This window comes from Saprospiraceae bacterium, assembly GCA_016716185.1.
GTDB lineage: Bacteria > Bacteroidota > Bacteroidia > Chitinophagales > Saprospiraceae > Vicinibacter.
Genome location: JADJWV010000001.1, coordinates 12,890 through 38,492 on the forward strand (window position 1 = coordinate 12,890; position 25,603 = coordinate 38,492).

Genomic DNA, 25,603 nt, shown 5'->3' on the forward strand with positions numbered 1-25,603 from the left:
ACTTGTTTATCTCCGCTATAAACTTTCTGCTAGCTGTCCAATTAGGTTGGCTTTACGAAGGTTTTTATCGTTTGTATACAAAAATAATCAATTCTATAAATCCTCATAGGGTGTTTTGATTTTTGATATGCTCAGCTCGCTAACATGGGTGTAAATCATTGTTGTTTTGGGGGAATTATGTCCCAGCAGGACCTGTATATATCGCAAATCTGTCCCGCTTTCAAGCAGATGAGTGGCAAAACTGTGCCGCAACCAGTGCAATGTGACGGGTTTCTTGATTTTGGCGCGCCTTACTGCTGCTTTTAACACCAACTGCAAACTTCTGGCAGAATAGGGTTCTCCCTGAAACTGTCCTTCAAACAACCAGGTTTTGGGCCGATACATTTTGTAGTATTCCCTTAATTCAAGAATCAATTTGTCGGAAATAGGAATGCAACGGTCTTTTTTGCCTTTGGCTTGCCTGATCAATAGAAAATTTCTCTTCGAATCCACATCTCCCAATCGCAATTTAAGTAATTCATTACTCCTCAAACCACAGGCATATATGGTGGTCAACATCATTTTGTGTTTCTGGTTCCTGATGCCGGCCAAAAGAGTTCTGACTTCCTCTTTGCTCAGAACATTGGGCAGCTTGCGCTCTCTGAATGGCCGCTCAATCTGCTCCACCTGGATTTTCCTGTTTTCGATGCGCTCAAAAAATAATTTCACCGCATTCACCACCTGGTTCTGATATGAACTAGAAAATTGGAGCCTGATGATGTATTGATGGTTAAACAGGATTAAGTCATCCATGCTAACTTCGGCCAATGGCTTTCCCACCCAATTCAAAAATGTCGCTATCGCCTGACAATAGGTCTTTATCGTGTTGGGAGCATATCGCTTTTGTTCCAGATATATACGGAATAAAGCAATCTCGTTTTGGGCTGTCTTGCCGGATTCAGACGTATCTGTTGCCGACGGCAATTCAGGCTCAGATCGCAGTTGTTTGATTTCCTTCAAAAATTGCCTGGAATCCGCATAAATCGAATGCTGCCTGAAAAATTCCTTCAAGTCCTGAAAACCGGATAGTTGATATTCCAGATAATAACATCCTTGCGTTTTACTATACCTGGATGCCTTCCAATGTTTTGATCCTATCCAAAATGTATAAACATGGCTTGAACTCAAGCCCTATACAATCCATTTCCCTATGTTCAAAAAACCTGAATCTGACCTGGTATTTTGATTCCTTAAGGGCAAGCTGAGCATTTTCGTCAAAATGCACGGGGTGTTCTTTCATAATAAGTTATTTAAACCGCGATCACTCGCAGCGGGTGTTTCATCTAATTGACCTTCAGTTTTAAAACGGCTTCGCCTTGCCCAGTCCCATATCAATTGGTGGAAAGGGCATAAATTTTAGGGTGCTGCCGACTTCCATTCGTCAAATAAAAAATGGCCTGCCTGTTGACCTGCCACTTACAGATGTTAGATCCGATGATTTTCGAAGTCGGTTGGCCAGATCAAAATTAATGAAAATTATATCCCAGATAAGGATTTTGTTAAAATTTTACTTCGCTGGTATTTAAATTTAAATGAATAAATTCAGCGATAAGAGGCAACTGAATAACTTCATATTGACTATCTCTTTTTTTCTAAAGAGCATTTTCTTTTGTCTTGATATATGCCTACATAGATCAATATCACCGGAGGGTGTATAAATTCCGACACAGCTTATAAATATTCAACTCTCCTTTACTGAAGATGCATATTATTTTAACCGCAAAGAGCGTAGAGAAGACGAAAAGAACGCGGAGTATTCCAGAATCGCATTAAATGTATTTTACGCTATTGGTTTTCTAATTTGTGCCATCTCTCTCCGAACTTTGCGATAATCTTTGTGCACTTAGCGGTTAAATAAGAGACCTTCTATTTTATTCTGATCTCCTTTTGATAATGTACTTATTAAATGTACTCGCCTGACTGAAATAATGAGACATAATTTAGGGTCAGGTAAAATATATGGGGATTAAGTTGAAATGAAGCAATTTTGGCATCTGAAATAAATAAAATCAGTATGTCCAATTAGTAAACAGATCAGAAATTCAGATCGGCCTTTTTCATTTTAGCGTTAAGAAATGAAAACATATATAATAATAACAGGTCAGCCGCTTCGCGGGTTCCTTCACTTCGATGTCCTTTGTGGACATCGATAGGCCTTACGGCGTAATCGTTCAGTCATGTATCAAGACAAAAAAGAACAATGAATCTTAGGAATAAGAGAAAGTCAATTAGATAATTTTGGGCTTTTTGAATCCGTGAATTTATTTAAGAATTGACGTCAAAGCTGATTTCTCCCCATATTTTTGATTTGATCCATAATTTATAAAATCATTTCATTCTGACGTAGATGCTACTCACGAACACAAAGAAATTTATTTGTAAGTTGTGAAGTATGGCGCGTAAAAAATCAAAAATGAAAAAGGTCGGATAAAATACAGAATTTGAAGAATTCAAATTATTGTTGCTTTTGGTTCGCTTTCATTCTCATGGCCTGATTGAGATGTCTCCATTCGTGCTCGATGATGATGTTCCAGGCATCTTCAATGCGATATCGAATCAAGCCATTCGCCGGAGATGCGATCACCAGCCCTTTTTCTATCCAGGCAACGCTCCACTCCAGATATGTTTTAAGCAAGCCCTGGTGGTGTTCAAAGTCTTCTACCACGGAACCCGGTTTCGAATATTGAACCGGCTCCCAAATGGAAAAAGTTTTCATTTTATGATCTCCGCTGCGTTTGACCCTTTTGAGAATCCAATGACCCATTTTATGGGCAAACCATCTGGAAATCAAATTTGAATTCTGAGAATTGTTTTTATTACGGAGTGCTTCGAAACCTGGAAAATAACTTTCATTGACGACCATAAGGTGTTTTAAATTTTCTGCAATGCTCCAGGTACCAGGCCCAGCTCTTTGATTTAACAAATCCGGAGGCATCTTGCCGAAATGTACATTTACGAATCGGGTAATCTCATCGATTTCTGCACAGCCATTTCGTACAAATTGATTCGAATCAGTCATAATTTCCTCTTGATCCCTATTTCTTCCATTTGATGTTGCATCCCATACTTGGATATTGCACTTCATCGACTGTCTGTCCGTTTAAAACAGCATCCAGTGCTTTGCGTAAATCTCTGCCTGTAACCGGAATACCTGACTGCGGACGGCTTTCATCCATCCTGCCGCGATATACCAATTTCTTGTTTCGGTCGAACACATAAAAATCAGGCGTACAGGCCGCATCGTAAACTTTGGCAATCTCCTGAGTCTCATCGTACAAATAGGGAAATTTAAATTCCTTCGTCAAGGCCAGTTCTTTCATTTTATCCGGCCCATCCTGCGGATAGGAATCTACATCGTTGCTGCTAATCGCTGCAATAAAAATATTTTTCCCGGAATAGTCCTGCAGTAATTTCAGCAATCCATCCATAATATGAACCACATACGGGCAGTGATTGCAAATAAACATAATGAGGTATCCATCGCGATTGGTCTCCGAAAAGAGATGCACGATTTTTCCGCTCACGACATCCGGGAGTGCAAAATCGGGTGCTTCGGTCCCAAGTCTGAGCATATTAGATTCTGTCAATGCCATTTTAAAATTAGATAATTGTTAGTTAAAACTAAAGGATCAATTCGGGGCTCAAACAATCTATCTAAAAAACTTATTTTTCTGAGATAAGTTCACTGCAATGATTCACATTTTTGATGTATTCAAGCAAATTGATTTGGTTGAAAATTTCCGATCCTAAAAACGGTCCGATTTGCAAGTGATCCAATTGCTTGATTTGGGTTGACCAGATCTGATAAGAAATCGGTTCATAAGACCAATGCCATTTTTCTTCGCGGAACCCACCGGGTCTTAATGCATTGTATGCGGTGTATGTCTGACAAAAACCAAATTTCCCGGCATGAATAAGCAGCCATTGGTAAGTTCTGAATCCCTCTTCTGTATCAAAATAATCAGGTTCAACCGAATTGATATCGATATCCGTACCCCAATGATGCCTGGAGAAACCGGGAGGAGCCGTGTATTCCAGAATTTTTTGGGCTTTGGCCATCGGATCATTGGTAAATATATTCAAATCCATGCCGTCTACCGGCAGGCTTCCCTGCCATTTGCCTTCCCAGATTTCCTGCTGCCGCTCATAACTCCGGAATGCAGATACAATGGATAACTGAATTGAATCTTTAGTCGCAAATTCCTTCATCCGCAAAAAAGCAACATAAACATCCAACTGAAGATACAAAAGATCTTGATCCAAATCCGATTTGAATTCGATAAATTCGTCTCTGGTAACAGGATCAAATTTGCCCGAGATCAAAAAGTTATCTATATTCATGAATTTCGGATTGTTTATAAATTTATTTCTGCGATTGCAGAATATTTTTTATTCGTATCGGATCATCGATTCGATGATCTTCTTTCTTCTTTCTGCTTCTTCTATCTTGATCACATCTTCCAGGGTATATCGGTGTTCAAGTGATTTGGAATACCCGCCCGTATTGTCAAACAAATAAAAAACGTTGGTCAGCCATTTTGAAGTATCCGGTTCCTGTGATGGCGAAGTTACATATTCTTCAATGATTGGTGATCCCAATATATACGGAGAGTTATCCATGATGTAAGCCAGCTTGGTATGCGCATTTCTCAAACTTGCATAACTTCCATAATTCTCCAACTTGTAACATTCGGTAGATTTTATGGTATAAGAAGTATACCCTGTATAATTTTTCATGGCTTGTTCCACAGGCAAGGCTGCCATGATAAGTACCTGCCCCAATAAGGCATCCCAGTCGAAGATCAAACCCACTGGCGGACCTGCAGGTGTTAAACCCATAGAGTCCAGGAAATTGTAGACTTTGGGTAAGTTCTTTGCATAATACTGTGGAATTTTGGTATTGGGGATGATGTCGAGGATTCCGAAATAATGTTTCTCCGTAAAGCTTGTTTTCTGAATTCCAAATTCAGTCTTAACAAGACCTTCAACGTAAGTCTTGATTCCATTCAAATCATTTTGTAGAGTCTCGTCGAGCATGGCTGGAAAGCCCAGATACCAGGCCCTTTTCAAAAAATCAACGCGACCCGGGATGCGTGCATTCAATTTCAGGAACAGGCTTTTCGTGCCTTCTGGAATGATTTGCCAGTTGAGGTGTAGCTGTGAAGGCAGCTTGGTCGATTTTATCTTGGCGGTGATGAAACTATCCTGAAATGATTCCTCAATCTCAACATAACCTTCGTCAAGTTTTCCCCCTTCAAAAGTAAAATTGGCACCGATATACCTTTCGCGTCCGCCTTTTTCTAATTTAAAGTACTTATCGCCTTCTCCCCAGCTGATCCATCTCGGCCAATCTCTGATGTCGTTGATCGCAAGATATGCCATTTTGTAAGGTCCGTCAATTTTGACTTCGCCCACAAATTTGTAACTCGCCGGACCAAAAAAACAAGCCAGGAAGTAAGCAGCAAACACTAAAGCCAAAACAGCGGTTATCAACCATTTACGATTCATATTCTAAACTTAGGGCCGTAAAATTACGGTTTTGAACCCGCATGTGGTTAGTTTGTTACTTAGCTTTGCGCTTCATTTACAAAAAATCCACTTCATGTACCTGCCTCATTTCGCATCTCCGTCTCAAATAAAGAATTTCATCATCTTCATGTTATTGAGTTTCAGTTCGATGAGCTTTGCTCAATACGATCCCCATTTAAATATAAAGGTCGATGTGGTTTACCTCTCTTCTGATTTACTCGAAGGCCGTGAAACAGGGAGCCCGGGCGAAACTCTGGCCGCTGAATACATCGCTCACAGAATGAAACAAATTGGTCTGAGTCCGAAAGGCAACGACGAATGGTATCACGAATTTTCTTTTTCGAAAAATCCACATGGTGGTGCCCAAATGGATGGAAAAGGGAAAAATGTCCTTGGTTTTCTCAATAATAAAGCAAAGAAAACGGTGGTCATCGGTGCCCATTACGACCATCTGGGTTATGGGGCCATGGGATCGAGAAGCCCCAATGAAAAAGCCATCCACAATGGTGCCGACGACAATGCAAGCGGAATCGCTGCCATGTTATGGCTGGCAGAAAATCTGAAGCAAGAGAAAAAATTAAAATTCAATGTGCTTTTTATTGCATTTTCCGGAGAAGAAATGGGACTGTTGGGATCGAAAGCCTTTATGGAAAATCCCACTATTCCACAGGAAAGCATGTTAGCCATGATCAACCTGGATATGGTGGGCAGGCTGAATCCGGAAAAAACCATCGCCATCAGTGGAGTAGGAACATCACTGGAATGGAAATCTCTTTTGGATAAGTGCAGAATGCCCGGTTTTACTTTTAACTACAGCGAGGGAGGCATAGGTCCATCGGATCATACTGCTTTTTACCTGAAAAACATTCCTTCGATCCATTTCTTTACAGGACAGCATGAGGATTATCACAAACCATCCGACGACAGCCATCTGGTCAATTACGACGGAATCAGGGAAATCGGAGAGATCATCTGGGGTTTGATGATCCATTTGTCTGCAGAGCCCAAACTGACTTTCCAAAAAACCAAAGATGAAGACAAACAAAAAGCAGCAGCCTTTAAAGTCACCATGGGTGTCATGCCCGATTATGTATTCAACGGAGAAGGCATGCGCATCGATGCAGTATTAGACAACCGGCCAGCCCAAAAAGCCGGGCTGATGGGCGGCGATATCGTTATTAAAATCGGCACCTACGAGATCAAAGATGTATACCAGTACATGGAAGCCCTTTCAAAATTTGAAAAAGGCCAGAGTACAGATGTCACTGTGAAAAGAAAAGACGAAACGGTAGTGAAGCAGATTACGTTTTAACGGGTCAGGTAAACTATATGGGGATTAAGTTGAAATGAAGCAATTTTGGTATCTGAAATAAATAAAATCAGTATGTCCAACTAGTAAACAGAGCAGAAATTCAGATCGGCCTTTTTCATTTTAGCTAAAACTGACTTAAAAAGTGTTAAGAAATGAAAACATATATAATAATAACAGGTCAGCCGCTTCGCGGTTCCTTCACTTCGATGTCCTTTGTGGACATCGATACGCCTTACGGCGTAATCGTTCAGTCATGTATCAAGACAAAAAAGAACAATGAATCTTAGGAATAAGTGAAAGTCAATTGGATAATTTTGGGCTTTTTGAATCCGTGAATTTATTTAAAAATTGACGTCAAAGCTGATTTCTCCCCATATTTATGATTTGATCCTTTTTAACCCACAGGTAAGACCGTAAAGTAACACATCCATTGATTTTGCTAAATGCCCTTAAACTGAATGGTCCCGGAATTCGAAAAGGATATAAATTTTAATACTAACAACTGTTAGTTTTTTGAATCCCCGATAGATACTGCTGATCAAACAGATTTAACCTTCCTTTATTCAAACCATAATTTCTGAAGATGGATCCTTCCTTCGATATCCATAATTTCCAGAATGTGGTATCCATGATATTCTTCTGACTGCAATAAATACGGAAATGTAAGCTGTTGCTTGCATAACAATTCTCTTCCATCTACATTTAAAACCCTGAGCTGCCTGATCAAATCAACCTGACAAAGGGCAATGATGTACCCGGATGCACGATCGAATTCAAAACAGGAATTTGAAAACGTCGCAGATTGAATTTTAGAATATTGGTACTGGCCTTCGCGCTGCCACTTAAACCGGTAATAATACACACCCGGTTTTTTCAAAACATCTGTATACGCTCTATTCAAATTATGTGTTGAACTCATTGCGAGGTCTTCAAAATGCAGAGAAGAACCTGCCCGCTGCAATTTGAGATCCGATATACACTCCTTGTTTGAAATGCCCCAGTTGATTTCAACTTTGTTTGATTTTTGATGCAAACTAAAATCGACTTCACATAAACTCAATTGAAAATCCAGGAACAAAACAAACAATCCATTCTGGATGTCGGATGCCAGAATGCTTCCCGATGGCAAATAAGGATAAACACCCCATGCCCCTGCATAGTTCTGGTTGTAATTGGTGTTGGATGGTTCTGTGTCGTAATAAGCTACGATTTCAGGATTCAATGGATCACTGCAATTAAACACCACAACGCCATCGTGATAGTAACTTACAAAAGCATAATCCCCTAAAAAATAAGGATTGTGGGCAATGCTCGCCGTATCAACCGGAGCTTCGAGTGCCGATCGGAATAATTTGATTATGCGCGGATTCAAACGATCGCTTACATCCACCATTTTTAAACTGGTATTGTGCGTTTCGTCGGCCCAGATCAGATAACGCCCATTTTCGTGCAACCACGAACTGTGATTGTATCCTTGTTGCGGATAAATTTCAATAGATGACAATTCTGTATAAGAACCCGTGGGTTCTATTTTGTAAATATAAAATCCGTTAAAGCCATGTGAACAATACGCCGTATCGTTTCGCACAAAAAGATCGTGCACATAATGGCCGGGTAAATCAATTTTTTTGACCAGCCTCGGCATCGTGGGATTCCCCTGAAGGTCCATCATGATGAGGTCGACAGGACCAGAACTGTCTCGCGCACCGGCAATAAAGAGATGTGCCGTTGCTGTATCTATGAACAACATGTGAGAAGTCAACAAATTTGCCTGATCTCTGAAAACAAAGGCAATGGAATCCGGCGAATTTTTCAGATCAAAAATGCTCAGACCCTCGTTGGCTGCGTCCGTAATGGCATACAGATAGTTCTGATAGGTTTTAAATTCTCTCCAGATGGTCCTGAATCCTCCTGCAAAACTAAAGACCCTACGAATGTTGAATGGGTCCGTGACTTCGTAAATCCATATGCTGTCCAAAGTCCCGATGATTGCGATCTCCTTTCCATCCGGGTAAACATAACCCCAGACATCGTTGTAGGCGACTCCGCTTTGTTGAGGCAATTGATCGTCGTCGTAACGCGAAGCCAATTCCATATTTTTATAATTTTGGGCGGAGAGACTGTTCAAATAATGGCCGAACAGTATTATAAAAAGAATGAATAATCTCATGTGTCTAACAAAATTAATTCAATTTTCCATATGAATGCCCAAAAAATACTCTCTAAAGATCCAAAAATGAAAATGCTCGTCGACAGCATTCCTGCAAGTGATTTGCATGTACCGGGTCAAAAATCAGATCTCAGGGAATATCTCGTGAGTTCAATCATCTCACAACAGCTATCAACCAAAGTTGCTGCTGTCATTTTTTCTCGATTTATAGATCTCTACGATAAAAAATTTCCATCGAACCTGCAAATCATCCAAACGCCCTCCGACAGTCTGAGAGGTATCGGCTTGTCCGCACAAAAATCACAGTATATCAAAAATATCGCTGAATTCTTTGAGACCCACAAACTACAGGATCAAGCCTGGCCAACCATGTCTGATGAAGAAGTCGGAGAACTGCTAATAAAAATAAAAGGAGTCGGTAAATGGACAACAGAAATGGTACTGATGTTTGGGCTGTGCAGAGAAGATGTTTTCTCTTCCGGAGATTACGGGATCCAAATGGCTATGAAAAAATTGTATAAGCTCAATCTGGAAGGCAAAGAATTGCAACAGAAAATGCAACGCATCGCTGAAAAATGGAGGCCCCACCGTTCGCTGGCTTGTATGTATCTTTGGGCCTGGAAAGATCAATAAAATCAAATGATTACAAATCAGCAACTCGATGCCTGTGTTTTGAAATTTCAGAACCAGCCGAAAGACATCGACAAATTACTGGATGAACTGCAAACTGACCAGGTCATGCTCATGGACATCCTTGTTGGAAGCCATGCAGAAGTTCTGACCGAAGAGGAACTGGATTATTTATTGTTTTTATTTTTGGTATTGTACGCCACTTTCAAACAGGAAATCCAATTACCCGTATATAGCGAAGAAGAAATAATACTTGCAGAAGAATGGAGCTGGAAATTTGTCAATGAAGAAAATGATTACGACAAACTGGTCGAAATTTTTTACTGGGAACTGCCCAATGAGGAGGTGATGGAATTTATCGATCTGAGCATTGCCCCCGATGATGAAAACGAGATCGCAATTACACCCACGGGTCGCCTGATTTTATTGGCTGTTTTAACTGCCCTATCCAAATTATTGTTAACGACAAAATCCTGAACCATTGCTATCGTAATTTTGTTTTTAAACACATTTGCCCGATGACGAGGTCAGATCGTGTTCATTGACAGACTTCTTCACTCCGCATCCAAAATATTTTTGTAACCATGTTTTTTATCAACAAGCTGTTCCAGGTCATTTTCTCCACCAGAGCCGCGGGATTGTACATGCTCTTGTTTGCTGCTGCTATAGGTGTGGCCACTTTTATAGAAAACGATTTTGGAACGAGTTCTGCACAAAAACTCATATTCAAGGCCAGGTGGTTTGAATTTCTTTTGTTTTTATTTGGATGTTGCCTGATCTACAATGTCATCAAATTCAAATTCATCCAACAAAAAAAATGGGGAACGCTCATGTTTCACCTGTCCATGGTCATCATTCTCATTGGATCGGGTATCACCCGTTATTTCGGTTATGAAGGAATGATGCATATTCGCGAAGGCGGATCGAGTAACACCATCTTGTCTTCTGATACGTATCTGCAACTCCATGCGAATTTGAAAGGATTGCATTATAAAACGGAAGACCGCGTTTTGTTTGCAAGCAAAGGATCCAACACCTACAAAAAAGGATTTTTACTCGGAAATGAAAAATTAGATATCGAGTTGCAGGAATTCATTCCTAATCCTGCCGAAATACTCAAGGACGACCCGAAGGGATCTCCTTTTCTGAAAATTGTAATGGGTGGCGCGCAAGGTCGCGAAGAATCTCTTTTGAAATACAACAATCCAAGAACGCTCGGTGGAACTTTGTTCAACTTCGGCGATCGGCCCATGGAAAATGCAGTCAACATTCGTTTGGCTCAGGATTCCCTTCTGATCTCACATGACGCATCTTTCACTCAAATGGTGATGGCAACTCAACAACGCGATACCCTGGCAGGCCACCAGGAACACCTTTTGCGTTTCAGATCACTGTACGCCTCGGATGCTTTCACTTTTGTGGTGAGTGAATTCAATAAAAGTGCAGTGGTCGATGTTGCGTCTACAAATCAGAAAATGAGCAGCGAAAGCATGGCTGCACTCAAACTGAAAATGACGGTCAACAACCAGCCTACAGAATTTTACATTTCGGGAAGTGCCGGCAATGAAGGAAATCCCAGAACTATCAGTTTACCAGAAGGTGAATTCACCTGGAGTTACGGAGCCAGACAGATCCAACTGCCATTTGAATTAAAACTCCGGGATTTCATCATGGATCGTTACCCGGGAACCAACAGTGCTTCTTCTTATGCAAGCGAAGTGACTTTGATAGATCCGGAAAAAAATTTGAACAAGGATCTCAGGATCTATATGAACAACATTCTCGATCACAGAGGTTATCGGTTTTTTCAATCTTCGTTCGATAAAGATGAACTGGGCACTTATTTAAGTGTCAACAAGGATGCGCCGGGGACCTGGGTCAGTTACCTTGGCTATTTATTATTGACTTTAGGAATGCTGATCAGCCTGTTTGATAAAAACAGCAGGTTCCAGTATTTGAGCAGAAGGATAAGAGAGCTGCGGGTTAAAAATATGGGCATCTTGTTTTTTTGCATGCTGCTGGTTCCGGAACTCTTTGGTCAAGCGTCTGTTGCACAGGTGCAGGCCCAAATTCCTGTGATCGACAAAGCACATGCCGAATTATTTGGCAAGCTCATCGTTCAGGATGTAAACGGAAGGATGAAACCGATGAATACCCTGAGTCTTGAAGTCCTTAGAAAATTATCGCGCAAAGAGACCATGTTCGGAATGGATGCAGAGCAGGTGTTCATCAGCATGTCGGCATTTCCGGAGGTGTGGAATAAACTACCGGTGATTAAATTAGGTAAACACGAAAAAATCCTAAACCTTTTTAAAGGAGCTACGGGTTTTGTATCCTATCTTGATTTTTTCAATGCAGAAGGCAATTATATTTTAAAAGAAGATGCGCGCGATGCATTTAATAAAAAACCCGTCGACCGTGGCGTTTATGAAAAAGAACTGATCAAACTCGATGAGAAACTGAACATCACGCACATGGTATTTTCAGGAAGTCTATTGAAATTATTTCCTGTAGAAAATCATCCCAACGATCATTGGGATGCACCTTCCGGCCAGCATCTCCATCAACAACTGGATATCAGTGCTGAAGCTTTTCCCGATAGATTTTACAAAGCCTATATCGAACAGGTCAGGGAGGCTGTTCAAACAAACAACTGGTCGATACCCAATTCTTTGTTACAGGAATTGAGCATGTATCAGCAAAAATTAGGTCAGGAAATCATCCCATCCCAGACAAAATTAAGTGCTGAAATTTTGCTCAACGATTTAAATGTTTTTGGAAAACTGAGCAAGTATTACGGTCTGATGGCTTTGGTTTTTCTTGCGCTTCTATTTACAAATGTCTTTTCTCCAGGCAAGTCTTTAAGGTTTGCTTTAAACATAAGTTTGCTATTCCTCCTGGCAGGATTTTTATTCCAAACTTTTGGATTGGGATTGCGCTGGTACGTATCGGGTCGTGCCCCCTGGAGCAATGGATACGAGTCGATGATTTACATTGCCTGGACCACGGTATTGGCTGGATTGTTATTCTCCAGAAATTCGCTGGGCGGACTTGCGGCCACCAGTCTTTTATCTTCCATTGTTTTGATGGTTGCAGGACTGAGCTGGCTGGATCCTGAAATTACGCCATTGGTCCCGGTGCTTAAGTCTTATTGGCTGACGATACACGTTTCTCTTGAAGCAGGCAGTTACGGCTTCCTGGTTCTTGGAGCCTTGATTGGCGCACTCAATTTGATTCTCATGATCCTGACCACCCAAAAAAATCAGCAGCGCATAGACCGCATCATCGATGAGATGAGTTACACCAGTGAAATGACCATTATGGGAGGACTGGTCATGCTCAGCACGGGAACCTATCTGGGTGGAGTATGGGCCAATGAATCCTGGGGTCGCTACTGGGGATGGGATGCCAAAGAAACCTGGGCATTGGTTTCCATTCTGGTGTATTCGTTTATTCTCCACATGCGTTTGATTCCAGGACTGCAAAGCAGATTCGCCTACAATACGGCGACCTTATTTGGATTTGCATCCGTGATGATGACCTACTACGGAGTGAATTATTATTTGTCCGGATTGCATTCCTATGCGGCAGGTGACCCGGTCCCCATTCCGTCATTTGTCTATTATCTGGTCGTGATATTAGTGGCCATCAGTCTTGGAGCTTATTGGCGTAATAGGAGTTTTGAAAAAAGAAGTCAAGAAGTCCGTTAAAAAGAAACAGCTTCGTTTGAATATTATAAGTGCTTCACAAAACCTCGCTACCAAGGTTTAAACATTTTTCTTACCGCGGGTTTGCATGCAGGATTGAGGAGTTGTTCAAAATACTTTAAAAATAAGGTATCAGGAGTTTTTACCAATTCTCTTATTTTAAAATGGCTTCTTCCATGATTACATCATATTTATAACCTGCACCAAAATCTTTGTTTAATGTTATGACCCCTTCAAACGCAGCAGCCTTTCCGGGTTCTATGACAGCCTGACTGGTGATAGTTAAATTGGCTTTTGAACCGGATTCGTCTTCGAGATGAATCCAGTTTTTCCCCATGATCTGGTAATTGATTTTAATACACCGGCCGCTGACCAATATTTTTTTGCCCTGGTATTTTTCCGGATTGGAAAAAAGATCCGCTAATTTAACCGAGCCCGGTACAATTTGAATTTTTCTTTACTTACTTCTCCACTTCCTTTTTGAATTTGCTCAAACAAATTTTGGCTCTGTCCGCCAGCTAATTTTATATTGGACACCAACAACAATTCATCAAAAGTCCGATCCAATTCTGCACTGTGAAAAGCCCTCATTGTGAGTCCGCCGGTGTACACAATTTCAGCTCCTTTCGAAACATCTGCCTTTGAAATAGCAATCCATTTTTTTTGTTCTCCTTCCAGGATTTGCAGATAGGTGTACTTGCTTGTTTGAATCACCTCCTCTACGAAGGCTTTATGTGAAATTTCCGTTTGTGGTGTAGCTGTCATTCCGGTTGATTGTCCGGTTCCAACAGGCTCCACGACCTTGGGTTTTGTATCACAGGAAATGATGGCAAAAGCGAAGAGTAGTATTGAAAGGAAATGGTTCATATCATTTTATTAATATCTGTGCAAAGTTAACATTCTCAAAAGAGATTTATGCAGAAATCAGAAACGGTACATGGCCCTTGCGTTGATGCGGAGGTAGTTGGAAAACTGATCAATCGTTTCTTCCGCATAAACACCCAGACTGTGTTTTTTTCCAATCCGCCAATTGACACTCACTCCGCCAATGTGTTGCGTGGCAGTATAGGCATACAGCGAATAATCGTAATTCACCCATCTGTAATACAGCTCGTTAAATAATTTCCCTTTCAAAAAATCTTTATTCAGGTGAATTCCAATAACCTTTGAAACGAGAAAACTGTTTTTTAAATAATTTCCTGATAAACTCAACATACAATTCAGCAAAGGAACCCGGCTGTGCGAACAATAGGCATTAAAATTCAGGGATTCGTTGGCCCCACTTTGCTGATAGCGGTAATTGCTTCCAAAATTAAGCGAAATGTATTTCGCAGGTTGAATTTGAAACTGAAGTCGCAATCCTTGTCTTGTTTCATCCTCCAATAATCTGTCAATATCATTTTTGTAGGTTTCGTAGTAAATGATATTGGATCGGGCATCATAAGACAAGGACAAATTTACGCGTCTTGAAAAACGATAACGCCCCATCAGATAGATATTGGTAAGTTTAAAAACCGTTGTTGCTTCATTGGGAATATTCTGGTATAAATCGTATTCGGCCGAACAGAATAAACTCAGATTTCTAAAAAGGGTACTCGAATGCTGAAAATACATGAAACGCCGATCAATATTGCCGTTTCTGCGTTGCTCCATCAATGAAAGCGTCTGTTGACTGTTTATTTTTTGATCGACATTCCAGTTGTAATGAATAAATACACCTGCCTCCGGGTAATTAAAATTAAATCCATAGTCTCGTAAATCCGGCCTTGAACCTACAATTGCACCGGCTTCAAAATGGTTGAACTTCCATTCAGCCTGCACACCATCAATAGCGCCCAGACTGGATACTTTGTAGTTTATTCGCCTGCCAATGCTGATTTTGAATTTATCTTTTATCTCGTAACTTCCGGCAAGACTGTAAATTTTCAGAGCGTCATTCAGATTATCTGTTACTCTGTGCCATTCTCCCAAACGATGTCTGAAAGTGACATAAGACTCTAAAGAAAAGTGACCGTTGACCAACTCATTTCCCTGCACCGAAAATGTATATTGGAATCGGTGGGCATTGGAAGCTTGATTCGACCCAAATCCCGAATAAGATGCGGCGGAAATTCGCCCTTTCCATTTGGCGGGTGTTCGAAGAGCACTGTTTTTTTCTTCCGCTACCGGCTTGGTTTCTGTTTCCTGACTGAGATCCGGAATCCTGTTAACCTCTTCCAAAACATCGCTCTTTTCATCGATGAAATTGGTTTTTTTGAAAAATATGGGACCTGTTTTTTTGAAATCGAGAGAATCCAGAGGCTGACAAACACAAGACGTAGAAGATTTATTCAATACCTTTAAAACGGGTTTCCAATCATTTGTCGATGCAATAAAAAGTGTATCCCCAACTTGAATGGCTTTTGTGGATTTAAATTTTACATAAACATTTCTGGCCGAAGTGTAACTTACATTTCCTGCATTTGAAGTGTCCATAACTTGCGCTGCAAGGGTATAATGCAAACTCACAAAACCCAGGACCAGCAGAAATTTTGACCCAATGATTTTATGATTTAAAACGGCCTTCATCATTTTTTACCCATTGGGTGACAAGAATAACAGGCAGCACTGTTGTAAGAATATCCGGATACTCCATTGTGGTCGTCATCCACTTCATTTTTATTGTTGTGTTCGTGACAATTGATACAACTGAAAATATTATAATTGTTTGGATTGGTGTGACAATCTGAACAGGTATTCCATTCATCCTTATGTTTTCCAGTATAGATGGGGAAATACATTCCATCGTGATTAAAATTGGAGGGAACCCAGGCATTTACTGTATGACAAAGCTCACAGTTGGTTGGGAATTGAGCTACCTGATGGTCGGGATTGTTGGTATTGTTGTAGTCATCGATGTGGCAACCCGAACATGTGTTGGGTGTGTTGTTGTAATTGCCGTTGTGACATAGATTGCATTCATTTTTAATTGTCAGATGCGCCCCTAATAAAGGATAATAGGAATCATGATTGGGCATGAGTGCAGGTTCCCAACCCGGGTTGGTTGTGTGACAATTTTGGCATTCCTGTGGAAATCCCAGACTGACGTGATTGGGGTTTGTAGTTTGATTAAAGTCGCTGAGATGACAACCCTTACAAGTGTTAGGTGTATTTCCATAATTTCCATTGTGGCATAAAATACATTCGTCCTGAATGATGGCATGGCCTCCGGTAAGTACATAATAATTGTTGTGATCGAAATTGGATGGAATCCATGCTGTTTCTGTATGGCAACTTGCACAATCCTTCGGAAATTGTTGCGCCTCGTGATCGGGGTTTGAAGTTTGGTTGTATTCAGTCAGATGGCAGCCTACACAGGTATTTGGAGTATTGTTATAATTCCCGTTGTGACACAAATTACATTCCATGGCAATAAGTTGGTGTGCCCCATTCAGTGGATAGTAGCTGTTGTGATCCGGAAACAAAGCGGGAGCCCAACCGGGATTTGTGGTATGACAATCTGCACAATCCTTAGAGAGGTTCAAATTTTTATGGCTTGGATTGGTGGCCCCGTTGTAATCTTTCAAATGGCAACCTTCACAGGTGTTGGGGGTGTTGTTGTAATCTCCATGATGGCAGACAGCACAATCGTTGGCAATGCCTTGATGCGCGCCTGTTAATGGATAATAGCTGTCGTGTATAGGGAAAAAGGCCGGTTCCCAGCCGGGCTTGGTTGTATGGCACATTGCGCAGTCCAAAGGAAGAGCCAGCGTATTGTGATTTGGGTTTTTGGATTGTTGGTAATCCTTCAGATGGCAGCCATCGCAGGTGTTGGGTGTGTTGTTGTAATTGCCTTTGTGACAGGCTGCACAATCTCCGGAAATTTCCAGATGTCGCCCGGTAAGTGGGTAATAGCTGTCGTGTTCAGGAAATGTTGCCGGTTCCCAGCCTGGTTTGGTCGTATGACAAACCGCACAATCATACGATAAGCCCAGGGTATTGTGATTCGGATTTTTGCTGTTGTTGTAATCATTCAAATGACAGGCCTCACAGGTGTTGGGTGTATTGTTGTAATTTCCTTTATGGCAGGCTGCACAATCATTTGCAATTTCAAGATGTCTGCCGGTCAATGGATAATAGGCATCGTGTTCGGGCATCAAAGCGGGCTTCCAGCCAGGTGTGGTTGTATGGCATTTTGCACAGTCCATGTTGAAACCCAGGCTTCCGTGGTTCGGGTTAGTGGTCCCGTTGAAATCACCCAGGTGGCATTTTTCGCATTCCATGGGTGTGCCTTTGAAACCATTCAAATGACAAGCTTTGCATTCCACGGTCAAATGCGCTCCGGTTAATGGAAATGCAGTCGAATTGTGGTCAAACATATCGTCTTTGCTTCCTGTGGGATGACAGGCAAAACAAGCCTGGTTGTTATAGAAATATCCTGAAACACCCATATGCTTTTCGTCGGTTTCAGGATTCATATGACAAGAAATGCAAACAAATTCTTTATAGTTGCTGGGATTGGCGTGGCAATCTTTGCATTCCATCCATTCGTTTTTATGTTTGCCACTGTAGATCGGAAAATGCATTCCGTCGTGATCAAACGTAGATGGGACCCACGCATTTTCAGTATGGCAGGAAGCACAATCAGTTGAAAATAGTAAGGCTTTGTGATCGGGATTTTTTGTATTGTTATAATCCTCTGTATGACAAGCCGAACAAGTGTTAGGTGTGTTGTTGTAGTTACCCTGGTGACATGCCGCACAATCCGAAGCGATTTGCTTATGTGCCCCATTCAGCACATAATATTGATCGTGTTGCTCAAACTTAGCTGGTTTCCAGTCTGGATGGGTAGTATGGCAGGAACCACAATCCATTGGCAAGCCCAGATTGATGTGGTTGGGGTTTAAACTTGCATTGAAATCATTTTGATGACAAGCTGAACATTCGGTTGGAGTTCCTTTGAACCCAGACTGATGACATGAAATGCATAATGTTTGTGCATGGGCTCCGGTCAGCGGAAACGTCGTTGTGTTATGATCAAATTTATCTTCACCATCTCCGGTAGGATGACATGCAAAACAAGCCTGATCCTGGTAAAAGTATCCCGTGACCATTTGGTGTTCATCATCGGTTTCTTGCTTTAAATGACAGACAACACAACTAATAACTTTGATATCAGTCGGATTGATATGGCAATCCCTGCATTCCATCCATTGGCCTTTGTGTTTGCCGCTGTAGATCGGAAAGTGTTGGCCATCGTGCTCAAAAGTTGAAGGAACCCATTGATTTTCCGTATGACAAGAAGCACATTCTGTTGAAAATTTAAGTGCAAGATGCGCCGGATCCAGCGTGTTATTATAATCTTCGATGTGACATCCCGAACAGGTGTTAGGGGTGTTGATGTAATTTCCTTTATGGCAGGAAGCGCAATCTAAAAGTTTGTGGGCGCCATTGATCTGGTAGATCTGATCGTGTTGATCAAATCGCGCAGGTTGCCAGTCCGGGGCTGTCGTGTGACACTCGATACAATCCATGCTCAGTCCCAAATTATTATGGTTGGGATCGGTACTGTTTTCGAAATCCTGAAGATGGCAGGCCGCACATTCTGTGGGAGTACCCTTAAATCCCAGACTGTGGCATAATTTACAATCGGTAGTGAGGTGCGCCCCGGTGAGAGGGAAAACTGTACTGTTGTGGTCAAACCTGTCCAATTTGTCACCGGTAGGATGGCAGACAAAACAAGCCTGGTCATTGTACCAGTAACCCTGTACATTTTGATGTTGCGGATCGGTTTCATTGCTCAAATGGCAACCTGTACATTTAAACTCCCGGTAATTCGACGGATTGAGATGGCAATCCTGGCAACTCACCCACTCGCCCTGGTGTTTGCCTCTGTAAATGGGAAAATACATGTCATGCTCGAAGCTCGATGGGCTCCATGCCTGTTCTGTATGACACATGCTGCATTCCATCGGAATTCTTTGTTGCGCGTGCGGAGGAGCAACAGTCTGGTTATAATCTTCGACGTGACAAATCCTGCATTCGGTCGAAGTATTGATATAATCGCCTTTATGGCAGGCATCACAGTCCATTGCAACGGCACTGTGCCCACCTTTTAATTCATAATACTGGTTGTGGATATCGAAACGCGCAGGTTTCCAATCGGGATTTGTGGTATGACAAGCCGCGCAATCTTTACTGAGACCCAGCTGGGTGTGGTTGGGGTTTATACTTTGGTCAAAATGCTGCGTATGACAGTCGGCACACAAATGGGATGTTCCTTTAAATCCCGTAAGATGACAATTTTTACAATCGACCTGAAGGTGAGCCCCTGTAAGAGGGAAAGCAGTCATGTTGTGATCGAAATGATCGTCTTTACTACCGTTGGGATGGCAGGCCAGGCAAGCGTAGTCCTGATACCAGTATCCCTGTACAGTGCGATGTTGTTGATCAGTCTCGTTGCTCAGGTGGCAACCAGTACATTTGAATTCGAGGTAATTGGATGGGTTTGTATGGCAATCGCTGCAGGCCATCCACTGATCCCGATGTTTTCCTGAATATATGGGAAAATGCATTCCATCGTGATCAAACGTTGAAGGGACCCAGGCCGATTCGGTATGACAGTTTATACATTCTGTTGAAAGTCTTTGCTGAAGATGCGGAGGGTCTGTTGTGGAGTTATAATCTTCGATATGGCATGCCGAACAGGTGTTGGGTGTATTTGTGTAATCACCTTTGTGACAGGAAGCACAATCGTTTGAAATAAGTTGATGGGCTCCTTTCAAAACGTAATACTGATCGTGTATGGGAAAGGTCGCAGGCTTCCAGTCCGGTTCTGTTGTATGGCATAACTTACAATCGTTAGGTATATTAAGTTTTGTGTGATCCGGATTCAAACTCGCTGAAAATTCGACGGTGTGGCAATCCACACAAATCGTTGAAGTGCCATTAAATCCTTTGGAATGGCACTCTACGCAATTTACATCCTTATGGGCACCGGTCAAAGGAAATGCAGTGCTGTTGTGATCAAATACGGTCAGTTTATCACCTTTCGGGTGGCAGGCGAAGCAAGCCTGATCATTGTAGAAATAGCCATTTACTTTATCGTGTTCTTCATCGGTATCCGGATTGGTGTGGCAAACCGTACAAGAGAATTCTTTGTAATTTGAATTATTCAAATGACAACTGGCACAATCTTTCCATTCACCCTTGTGTTCTCCGCTGTAAATGGGAAAATGATTTTGATCGTGTTGGGTGTAATTGACCGGTCTCCAATCGGGAACCAGGGTATGACAGTCCAAACAATTAGTTCCAAATCCGGCTGTATTGTGTTTTGGATTGGTGCTATTATCGTAATCGTCTTGATGACAGCTTAAGCATTCGGGTGAGGTCTTTGAATAATCCGGATCCGTATGGCAGGCTTTGCATTCGTTGAGATTATGTACACCTGTCAATGGAAAAAAATCATGCTGAATAAATTGAGCATTCCATTTGTTGGAAGCAGGATCATGGCAGGCAGCACAATCATTGCCGTATCCTGCCTTTTGATGATCCGGATTGGACGTTTGTTCGTAATCCTGACGGTGGCAATTGATACAATCATTGCCAATGCGATCAAATCTCAACTCCGTTTCTGAAGTATGACAGGCACGGCAATCGGCAGCGAGATGTTGCCCCAATAAAGGAAAACCATTGGCTGTATGGATGGGTTGGATGTCGTTGACAATCCAGGTCTCTGTGTTGTGACAGCGTTGACATTGGTCACCCACGGTGTTTTGGTGAGGATCCTGGTGGCAACTGCGACATTCTGACTTCAGCTCTTCAAAAACGAGATTTAAATGGCATTGTTTGCAATCGAAGCTGACATGCCGACCTTCCAATTTAAATTGCGTTGAATCGTGGTTGAAGACCATGGTTTTGCGGTCAACAGTCCAACCTGTGGCGGTGTGGCATTGGGCACAATCGAGTTTTAATTTAGGGCCGTGGGGTGATTGTCCGTAAACAAAACCCATAATGAACAACAATCCGGTCAGCGATGACAGTCTTTGCACTCCAATTTATTCAAACGATAATGAATATATGTTTTACCATCTTGGACAATAGCTTGATGACAGGCTTTGCATTCGATTTCTGCATGCCTGCCTTCTAACTTAAATCTGGCAGAATTGTGTTCAAATTTGGAGGGCTTCCATTTCTCATAGCTGTGGCATATTTGACAATCGGTTGTCCCGTTTTGGTCAAACTGCCGGTTATGGATATCCTCGTGACAGCCCACGCAAGTTCGATTCAAAGTTATTAGGTTTTTATAAGGATTCCCAGTTTCTCCCTGCTTTAATTTATGGCACTCCATACATTTAACACTTTTATGACCCCCTTCCAGTGGAAAACCTGTCAAATGGTGTTCAAAATCAATCGTTTGCCAGCTCTCCTCGCTATGGCATGCCTTGCAATTTTTTCCTGGATAATACTTCTCCGGAATGTAAGGTTCGTGTACATCCTTGTGGCAATCCCTGCATAACTCTCCGATATTTCTAAATTTCCAGGTTTTATCTTTCAAATGACAGGAGGAGCAGGGTATTGCCTGATGAGAGCCTTCCAGAGGAAATTTTGAAGCATTATGTTGTTCAAGGCTGTATGAGCTTCCTGAAAATCCCTGCACGGTGTGGCATACCCCACAATCTCTGTAGAATTCGGGTTTCGTAAAGATGCCTTCGTGGTAATCTTTATGACAATCAGCACAATTTTGATGTGGCAAGGGAGTCGTGTAACTTGAAATATGACATTTTTTGCAATCCACCCTGGCGTGTCTTCCCTCCAGCTTGAAATTGGTGAGCGCATGGTTGAACTGGTCGAGTTTTAACTGGGCTTTGAAACCATTTTCATTGTGACATTGGGCACAATTTTCTCCAAATTTTCCTTCGTGCACATCTTTGTGACATCCTGCACAGGCTGCGACTGAAATATTTTGACGATCCTGAAATAAAGCAATCGGAGAACGATCCAGATCGTGGCATTTGCTGCATTGCGTATGTTGGTGTTTGCCTTTTAATGGAAATGCAGTTTTATGATGATTGAAGTTTTTGCCACCGGAAAATTTAGAAAACGATTCTTCCGTATGGCAATCGTTGCAGGTATTGATGGATTTCTTATGAGGGTTTGAATGACAACCAACACAGGTTTGAAAAGATTTGATTTCAAACAACCGCTTTTTAGGATCTGCAAGCTGCATGTCCTTATGGCAAGCTTTACAATCTACGGTCTTGTGTTTACCGCTCAATTTGAATTTGGTCTTCTGGTGATCAAATGCTACGGCAGGCTTGAAGGACTCTGTATTGTGGCATTTTGCACAATCTTTATCCAATGTACCCCGATGTACATCTTCATGGCAACTGATGCACTTTGAATCGAGACCCAGAAATGTTTTTGATTTCTTCTTTAATACCGGATCTTCAATAGAAGCTGTTTTATGACAAGCATTGCAATCTATGCGCTGGTGTTTCCCCGTAAGTTCAAATCCACTTAACGTATGGTCAAATTGTTTTTCATTAAAACGAATGATTTGAAAATTTCGCCCGTGATGGTCGCTATGGCATTGAATACAGGTTTTTGACCTTACTTCCTGACTGTAATGATAACCCTTTCTTTTATCAATTCTAGCTTTGATCTCTTTGTGACAATCCAAACATTTTGCATCCGAGACTTTTTCACCTATCGTATGACATTTCGTGCAATTGAAATTGCCTTCCAGTTCAGCGTGGCCCTTGAATAAATCACCCGGAGACAGTTGAGCCATTAAAATACTGGAAAAACTACATAAAAATGTTATAAGCCCATAAGGTTGGGTAATCCATAATAGCCAGAAAAGGGCATTTCTCCGTTTCAAAATCACATTTTCAGTTCAAATATGTTACAAACTTTTAAACTTCTGCAGTTTTTATTCACTTCTTCCTTAAGAATGTTTCTTCATTGTATATCCAAATCGCTTGCTGATTTGAATTCCTGCTTTTTCCAAAAACTGTGTAGGCAACTCACCACCAGCAAAAATATATACGAGGTCGTTTGGTATGTGCAAAAGCTCTTCGGTGTTGCTCTGTTTTAGTTGGACCTCCCTTTCCGAAATTTGACTTACCTGGGTGTTTAATAAAACTTCAATCACTTGAGTTGTCATAGCCGCTTTTATTTTTTCTGCATTTTTCGGCTTTAACCTGCTGAATTGCTCAGACCTGTAAGATAGCGTTACCTTATTTTGTTCAGCCAACAGCAAAGCGGATTCAATGGCAGAGTCTCCACCTCCTACGACCAATACTTTTTTTCCTGAGATATTTTCAGGTTCCAAAAGCCGGTAAGCTACTTTTTCCAAATCTTCACCCGGAACGTTGAGTCTTCTCGGAGTTCCCCTCCTTCCAATGGCGATTAATACTTTGGATGTGTAGTAGACATCCCCTTTTGCAGTCAGGACTTTAAATTCCTTTCCTTCATTTGAAATGGATTCAACTTTGGTAAACTCCTTAATATGAATATCGTTTTTCGTCAAAACGTTAGTCCACAAATCCAAAAGCTGCTTTTTATTCGTGTCTTTCAACATGACTTTTCCGTGCAGCGGAAGATCCATGGGGTTGGTCATAACTACTTTTGCTCTTGGAAAAGTAAAGACCGTACCGCCTAAACTATCCTGTTCGAGCGTAATAAAATTCAATTTATGTTTTTTAGCAGTGAGAGACGCCGCAATTCCCGCCGGACCGGCGCCTATGATGACCACATCCCAATCAGCTTTTTCTTTTACAAATCCCTCTTTAAGCATGTTTTCAATGGCACTTGTTCCCTGTTCGACGCTATTTTTAATCAAACCCATTCCTCCCAATTCACCGGCGATATAAATACCGGGCACATTGGTCTCATACGTTTGGTGAACATGAGGTAAATCGACACCTCTTTTCTCCGTCCCAATGACCAGTGTGATGGCTTCAACCGGACATGCATGAAAGCAGGCTCCATGTCCAACGCAATTTGAAGCATTGACCAAAGTTGCTCTGCCGTTTACAATACCGAGAATATCTTTTTCCGGACAAGCTTCAATACAAGCACCGCTTTTGATGCATGTAGTCGTATCGATGACGGGGTGTAAGGAAACCGGTTCGAAAATGCCTTCTTCCTTTGCTTTGGCAATTTTAGCCTTGTACCTGGCTGTCGTCTTTTTTTGTTTAAGCAAATAAATGGAAACGACCAATATACAGAGTCCAAATACACTTCCGTAGATAATGAGCTTTTCAATAAAAAGATCCGTGATCAGAATATCCATCGGTATCCAAACATAAGGGTGATTACGACATGAACGACCATGATGATCAGCATGATAAATGCAAAAGGCAAGTGCGCCACGTGCCAATAACGGAACAATCGTTGCATCGTATGTAAACGGTCAATTTTATGATTCAAAGCTATCTCCTTCTTAAACAAATTGATAATCCTATGGTGCTCATTTTTTTTAACACTTAATTCACGCAATACGTTTCCAACTTCCTTCAACTTACTGCGGTCAGCCTTAAATTTCAAATACCATCTCTCCCATAGTGATTTCCCAGAATAGTCATCCTTACCTCTCCAAGAACCGGTCAACAAGCGAACATGGTTCTCATCGATATGAAATTGCTCCTGCAATACCTCAGACATATTTAATTTCAAAGCATTGGCCTCTGCCAGACTCAATTCTCTACCCTCAATAGTTCTGGGTATTTGGATATAAATAAATCGCCCAATGACACCACTGGCAACCACGGCAACCATACTCCAAAAACTGACGGAGACCAGTCCGCCAAATTTAAAAGCCGTATGAAACAATACCAACATAGGTCCCAGTGAACATAAAAAGATATGGAACTCCAGCCAATATTTGAGCCTGCCTAAACCCGACATGGCCTTCACCTTTTTGCGTGCGATGTAAGAAAATACACCAATCAAAATCAGCAACGTCCCAACGATCCCATACCCATGCCCGAACGGACCACTGGGTTTGAGCATAGCGTGATCCTCGTGATAAAACCTTTCAACAACAGGAGTTTGGTAATAGGAATAACCTTTATAGATCAGCCAGCACAAGACGATGATGTTTATGGCGACCAGCGTTGAAATGTAAATAGTGTGTGTGGACTTATTCATTGCTTACATTAAAAACTTGCGGAATACATAAAATATTTCAGAAATGTGTTACTATTTGATTGCAAATAAAATAAAAAAAGG

The 25,603-nt window shown here is 41.5% G+C and carries 17 protein-coding genes; 4 read left to right on the top strand and 13 right to left on the bottom strand.

The features are described from left to right. Positions 1–93: 93 nt before the first annotated feature. The 5 genes from IPM34_00055 to IPM34_00075 all read right to left on the bottom strand — a co-directional run bounded on the left by IPM34_00055 (position 94) and on the right by IPM34_00075 (position 5,547). Entirely contained in the window at positions 94–1,167 is a 1,074-nt protein-coding gene (locus IPM34_00055) for a tyrosine-type recombinase/integrase (protein ID MBK8953935.1), read from the bottom strand. Between the two features lie 1,327 nt (positions 1,168–2,494). Further along, positions 2,495–3,058 carry a DinB family protein gene (locus IPM34_00060; GenBank protein ID MBK8953936.1) on the bottom strand — a complete coding sequence of 188 codons (564 nt, stop codon included), beginning with the start codon at positions 3,056–3,058 and terminating at the stop codon, positions 2,495–2,497. Between the two features lie 16 nt (positions 3,059–3,074). Next, positions 3,075–3,632: a thioredoxin family protein gene (locus IPM34_00065; protein ID MBK8953937.1), complete on the bottom strand. Its 558-nt coding sequence runs from the start codon at positions 3,630–3,632 to the stop codon at positions 3,075–3,077. Positions 3,633–3,702: 70 nt separating this feature from the next. Next, a complete protein-coding gene (locus IPM34_00070) occupies positions 3,703–4,380 on the bottom strand; it encodes a M15 family metallopeptidase (GenBank protein ID MBK8953938.1) in 678 nt (225 codons plus the stop codon). Positions 4,381–4,428: 48 nt separating this feature from the next. Next, entirely contained in the window at positions 4,429–5,547 is a 1,119-nt protein-coding gene (locus IPM34_00075; protein ID MBK8953939.1) for a hypothetical protein, read from the bottom strand. Between the two features lie 148 nt (positions 5,548–5,695). Here IPM34_00075 and IPM34_00080 point away from each other — a divergent pair, with 148 nt between their 5' ends. Beyond that, positions 5,696–6,880 (top strand): M20/M25/M40 family metallo-hydrolase, encoded by a 1,185-nt coding sequence (locus IPM34_00080; GenBank protein MBK8953940.1) that lies wholly within the window; start codon positions 5,696–5,698, stop codon positions 6,878–6,880. Between the two features lie 559 nt (positions 6,881–7,439). On the opposite strand, the gene IPM34_00085 is transcribed toward IPM34_00080, so the two are convergent. Further along, the gene (locus IPM34_00085) at positions 7,440–9,050 is read right to left on the bottom strand and encodes a choice-of-anchor B family protein (protein MBK8953941.1); all 1,611 of its coding nucleotides are present in this window, start codon (positions 9,048–9,050) and stop codon (positions 7,440–7,442) included. A 30-nt stretch (positions 9,051–9,080) separates the two neighbouring features. Here IPM34_00085 and IPM34_00090 point away from each other — a divergent pair, with 30 nt between their 5' ends. The 3 genes from IPM34_00090 to ccsA all read left to right on the top strand — a co-directional run bounded on the left by IPM34_00090 (position 9,081) and on the right by ccsA (position 13,390). Beyond that, positions 9,081–9,683: a DNA-3-methyladenine glycosylase 2 family protein gene (locus IPM34_00090; GenBank protein MBK8953942.1), complete on the top strand. Its 603-nt coding sequence runs from the start codon at positions 9,081–9,083 to the stop codon at positions 9,681–9,683. 6 nt (positions 9,684–9,689) lie between these two features. Next, positions 9,690–10,157 carry a hypothetical protein gene (locus IPM34_00095; protein ID MBK8953943.1) on the top strand — a complete coding sequence of 156 codons (468 nt, stop codon included), beginning with the start codon at positions 9,690–9,692 and terminating at the stop codon, positions 10,155–10,157. 107 nt (positions 10,158–10,264) lie between these two features. Beyond that, on the top strand, positions 10,265–13,390 hold the full coding sequence (gene ccsA, locus IPM34_00100; protein MBK8953944.1) for a cytochrome c biogenesis protein CcsA: 3,126 nt from the start codon (positions 10,265–10,267) through the stop codon (positions 13,388–13,390). 151 nt (positions 13,391–13,541) lie between these two features. On the opposite strand, the gene IPM34_00105 is transcribed toward ccsA, so the two are convergent. The 7 genes from IPM34_00105 to IPM34_00135 all read right to left on the bottom strand — a co-directional run bounded on the left by IPM34_00105 (position 13,542) and on the right by IPM34_00135 (position 25,522). Next, positions 13,542–13,724, bottom strand: a complete 183-nt coding sequence (locus IPM34_00105) for a hypothetical protein (protein MBK8953945.1) — start codon at positions 13,722–13,724, stop codon at positions 13,542–13,544. Positions 13,725–13,807: 83 nt separating this feature from the next. Next, complete coding sequence (locus IPM34_00110; GenBank protein ID MBK8953946.1) at positions 13,808–14,254, bottom strand: hypothetical protein; 447 nt, start codon at positions 14,252–14,254, stop codon at positions 13,808–13,810. 57 nt (positions 14,255–14,311) lie between these two features. Further along, positions 14,312–15,958: a hypothetical protein gene (locus IPM34_00115; GenBank protein MBK8953947.1), complete on the bottom strand. Its 1,647-nt coding sequence runs from the start codon at positions 15,956–15,958 to the stop codon at positions 14,312–14,314. Beyond that, entirely contained in the window at positions 15,955–21,417 is a 5,463-nt protein-coding gene (locus IPM34_00120) for a hypothetical protein (protein MBK8953948.1), read from the bottom strand. Before IPM34_00120 ends, IPM34_00115 begins: the two co-directional genes overlap by 4 nt. Next, positions 21,396–23,249, bottom strand: a complete 1,854-nt coding sequence (locus IPM34_00125) for a cytochrome c family protein (protein MBK8953949.1) — start codon at positions 23,247–23,249, stop codon at positions 21,396–21,398. The genes IPM34_00120 and IPM34_00125 overlap by 22 nt, the downstream gene beginning before the upstream one ends. A gap of 66 nt (positions 23,250–23,315) precedes the next feature. Next, the gene (locus IPM34_00130) at positions 23,316–24,665 is read right to left on the bottom strand and encodes an NAD(P)-binding domain-containing protein (protein ID MBK8953950.1); all 1,350 of its coding nucleotides are present in this window, start codon (positions 24,663–24,665) and stop codon (positions 23,316–23,318) included. Next, on the bottom strand, positions 24,653–25,522 hold the full coding sequence (locus IPM34_00135; protein ID MBK8953951.1) for a hypothetical protein: 870 nt from the start codon (positions 25,520–25,522) through the stop codon (positions 24,653–24,655). Before IPM34_00135 ends, IPM34_00130 begins: the two co-directional genes overlap by 13 nt. Positions 25,523–25,603 lie beyond the last annotated feature (81 nt).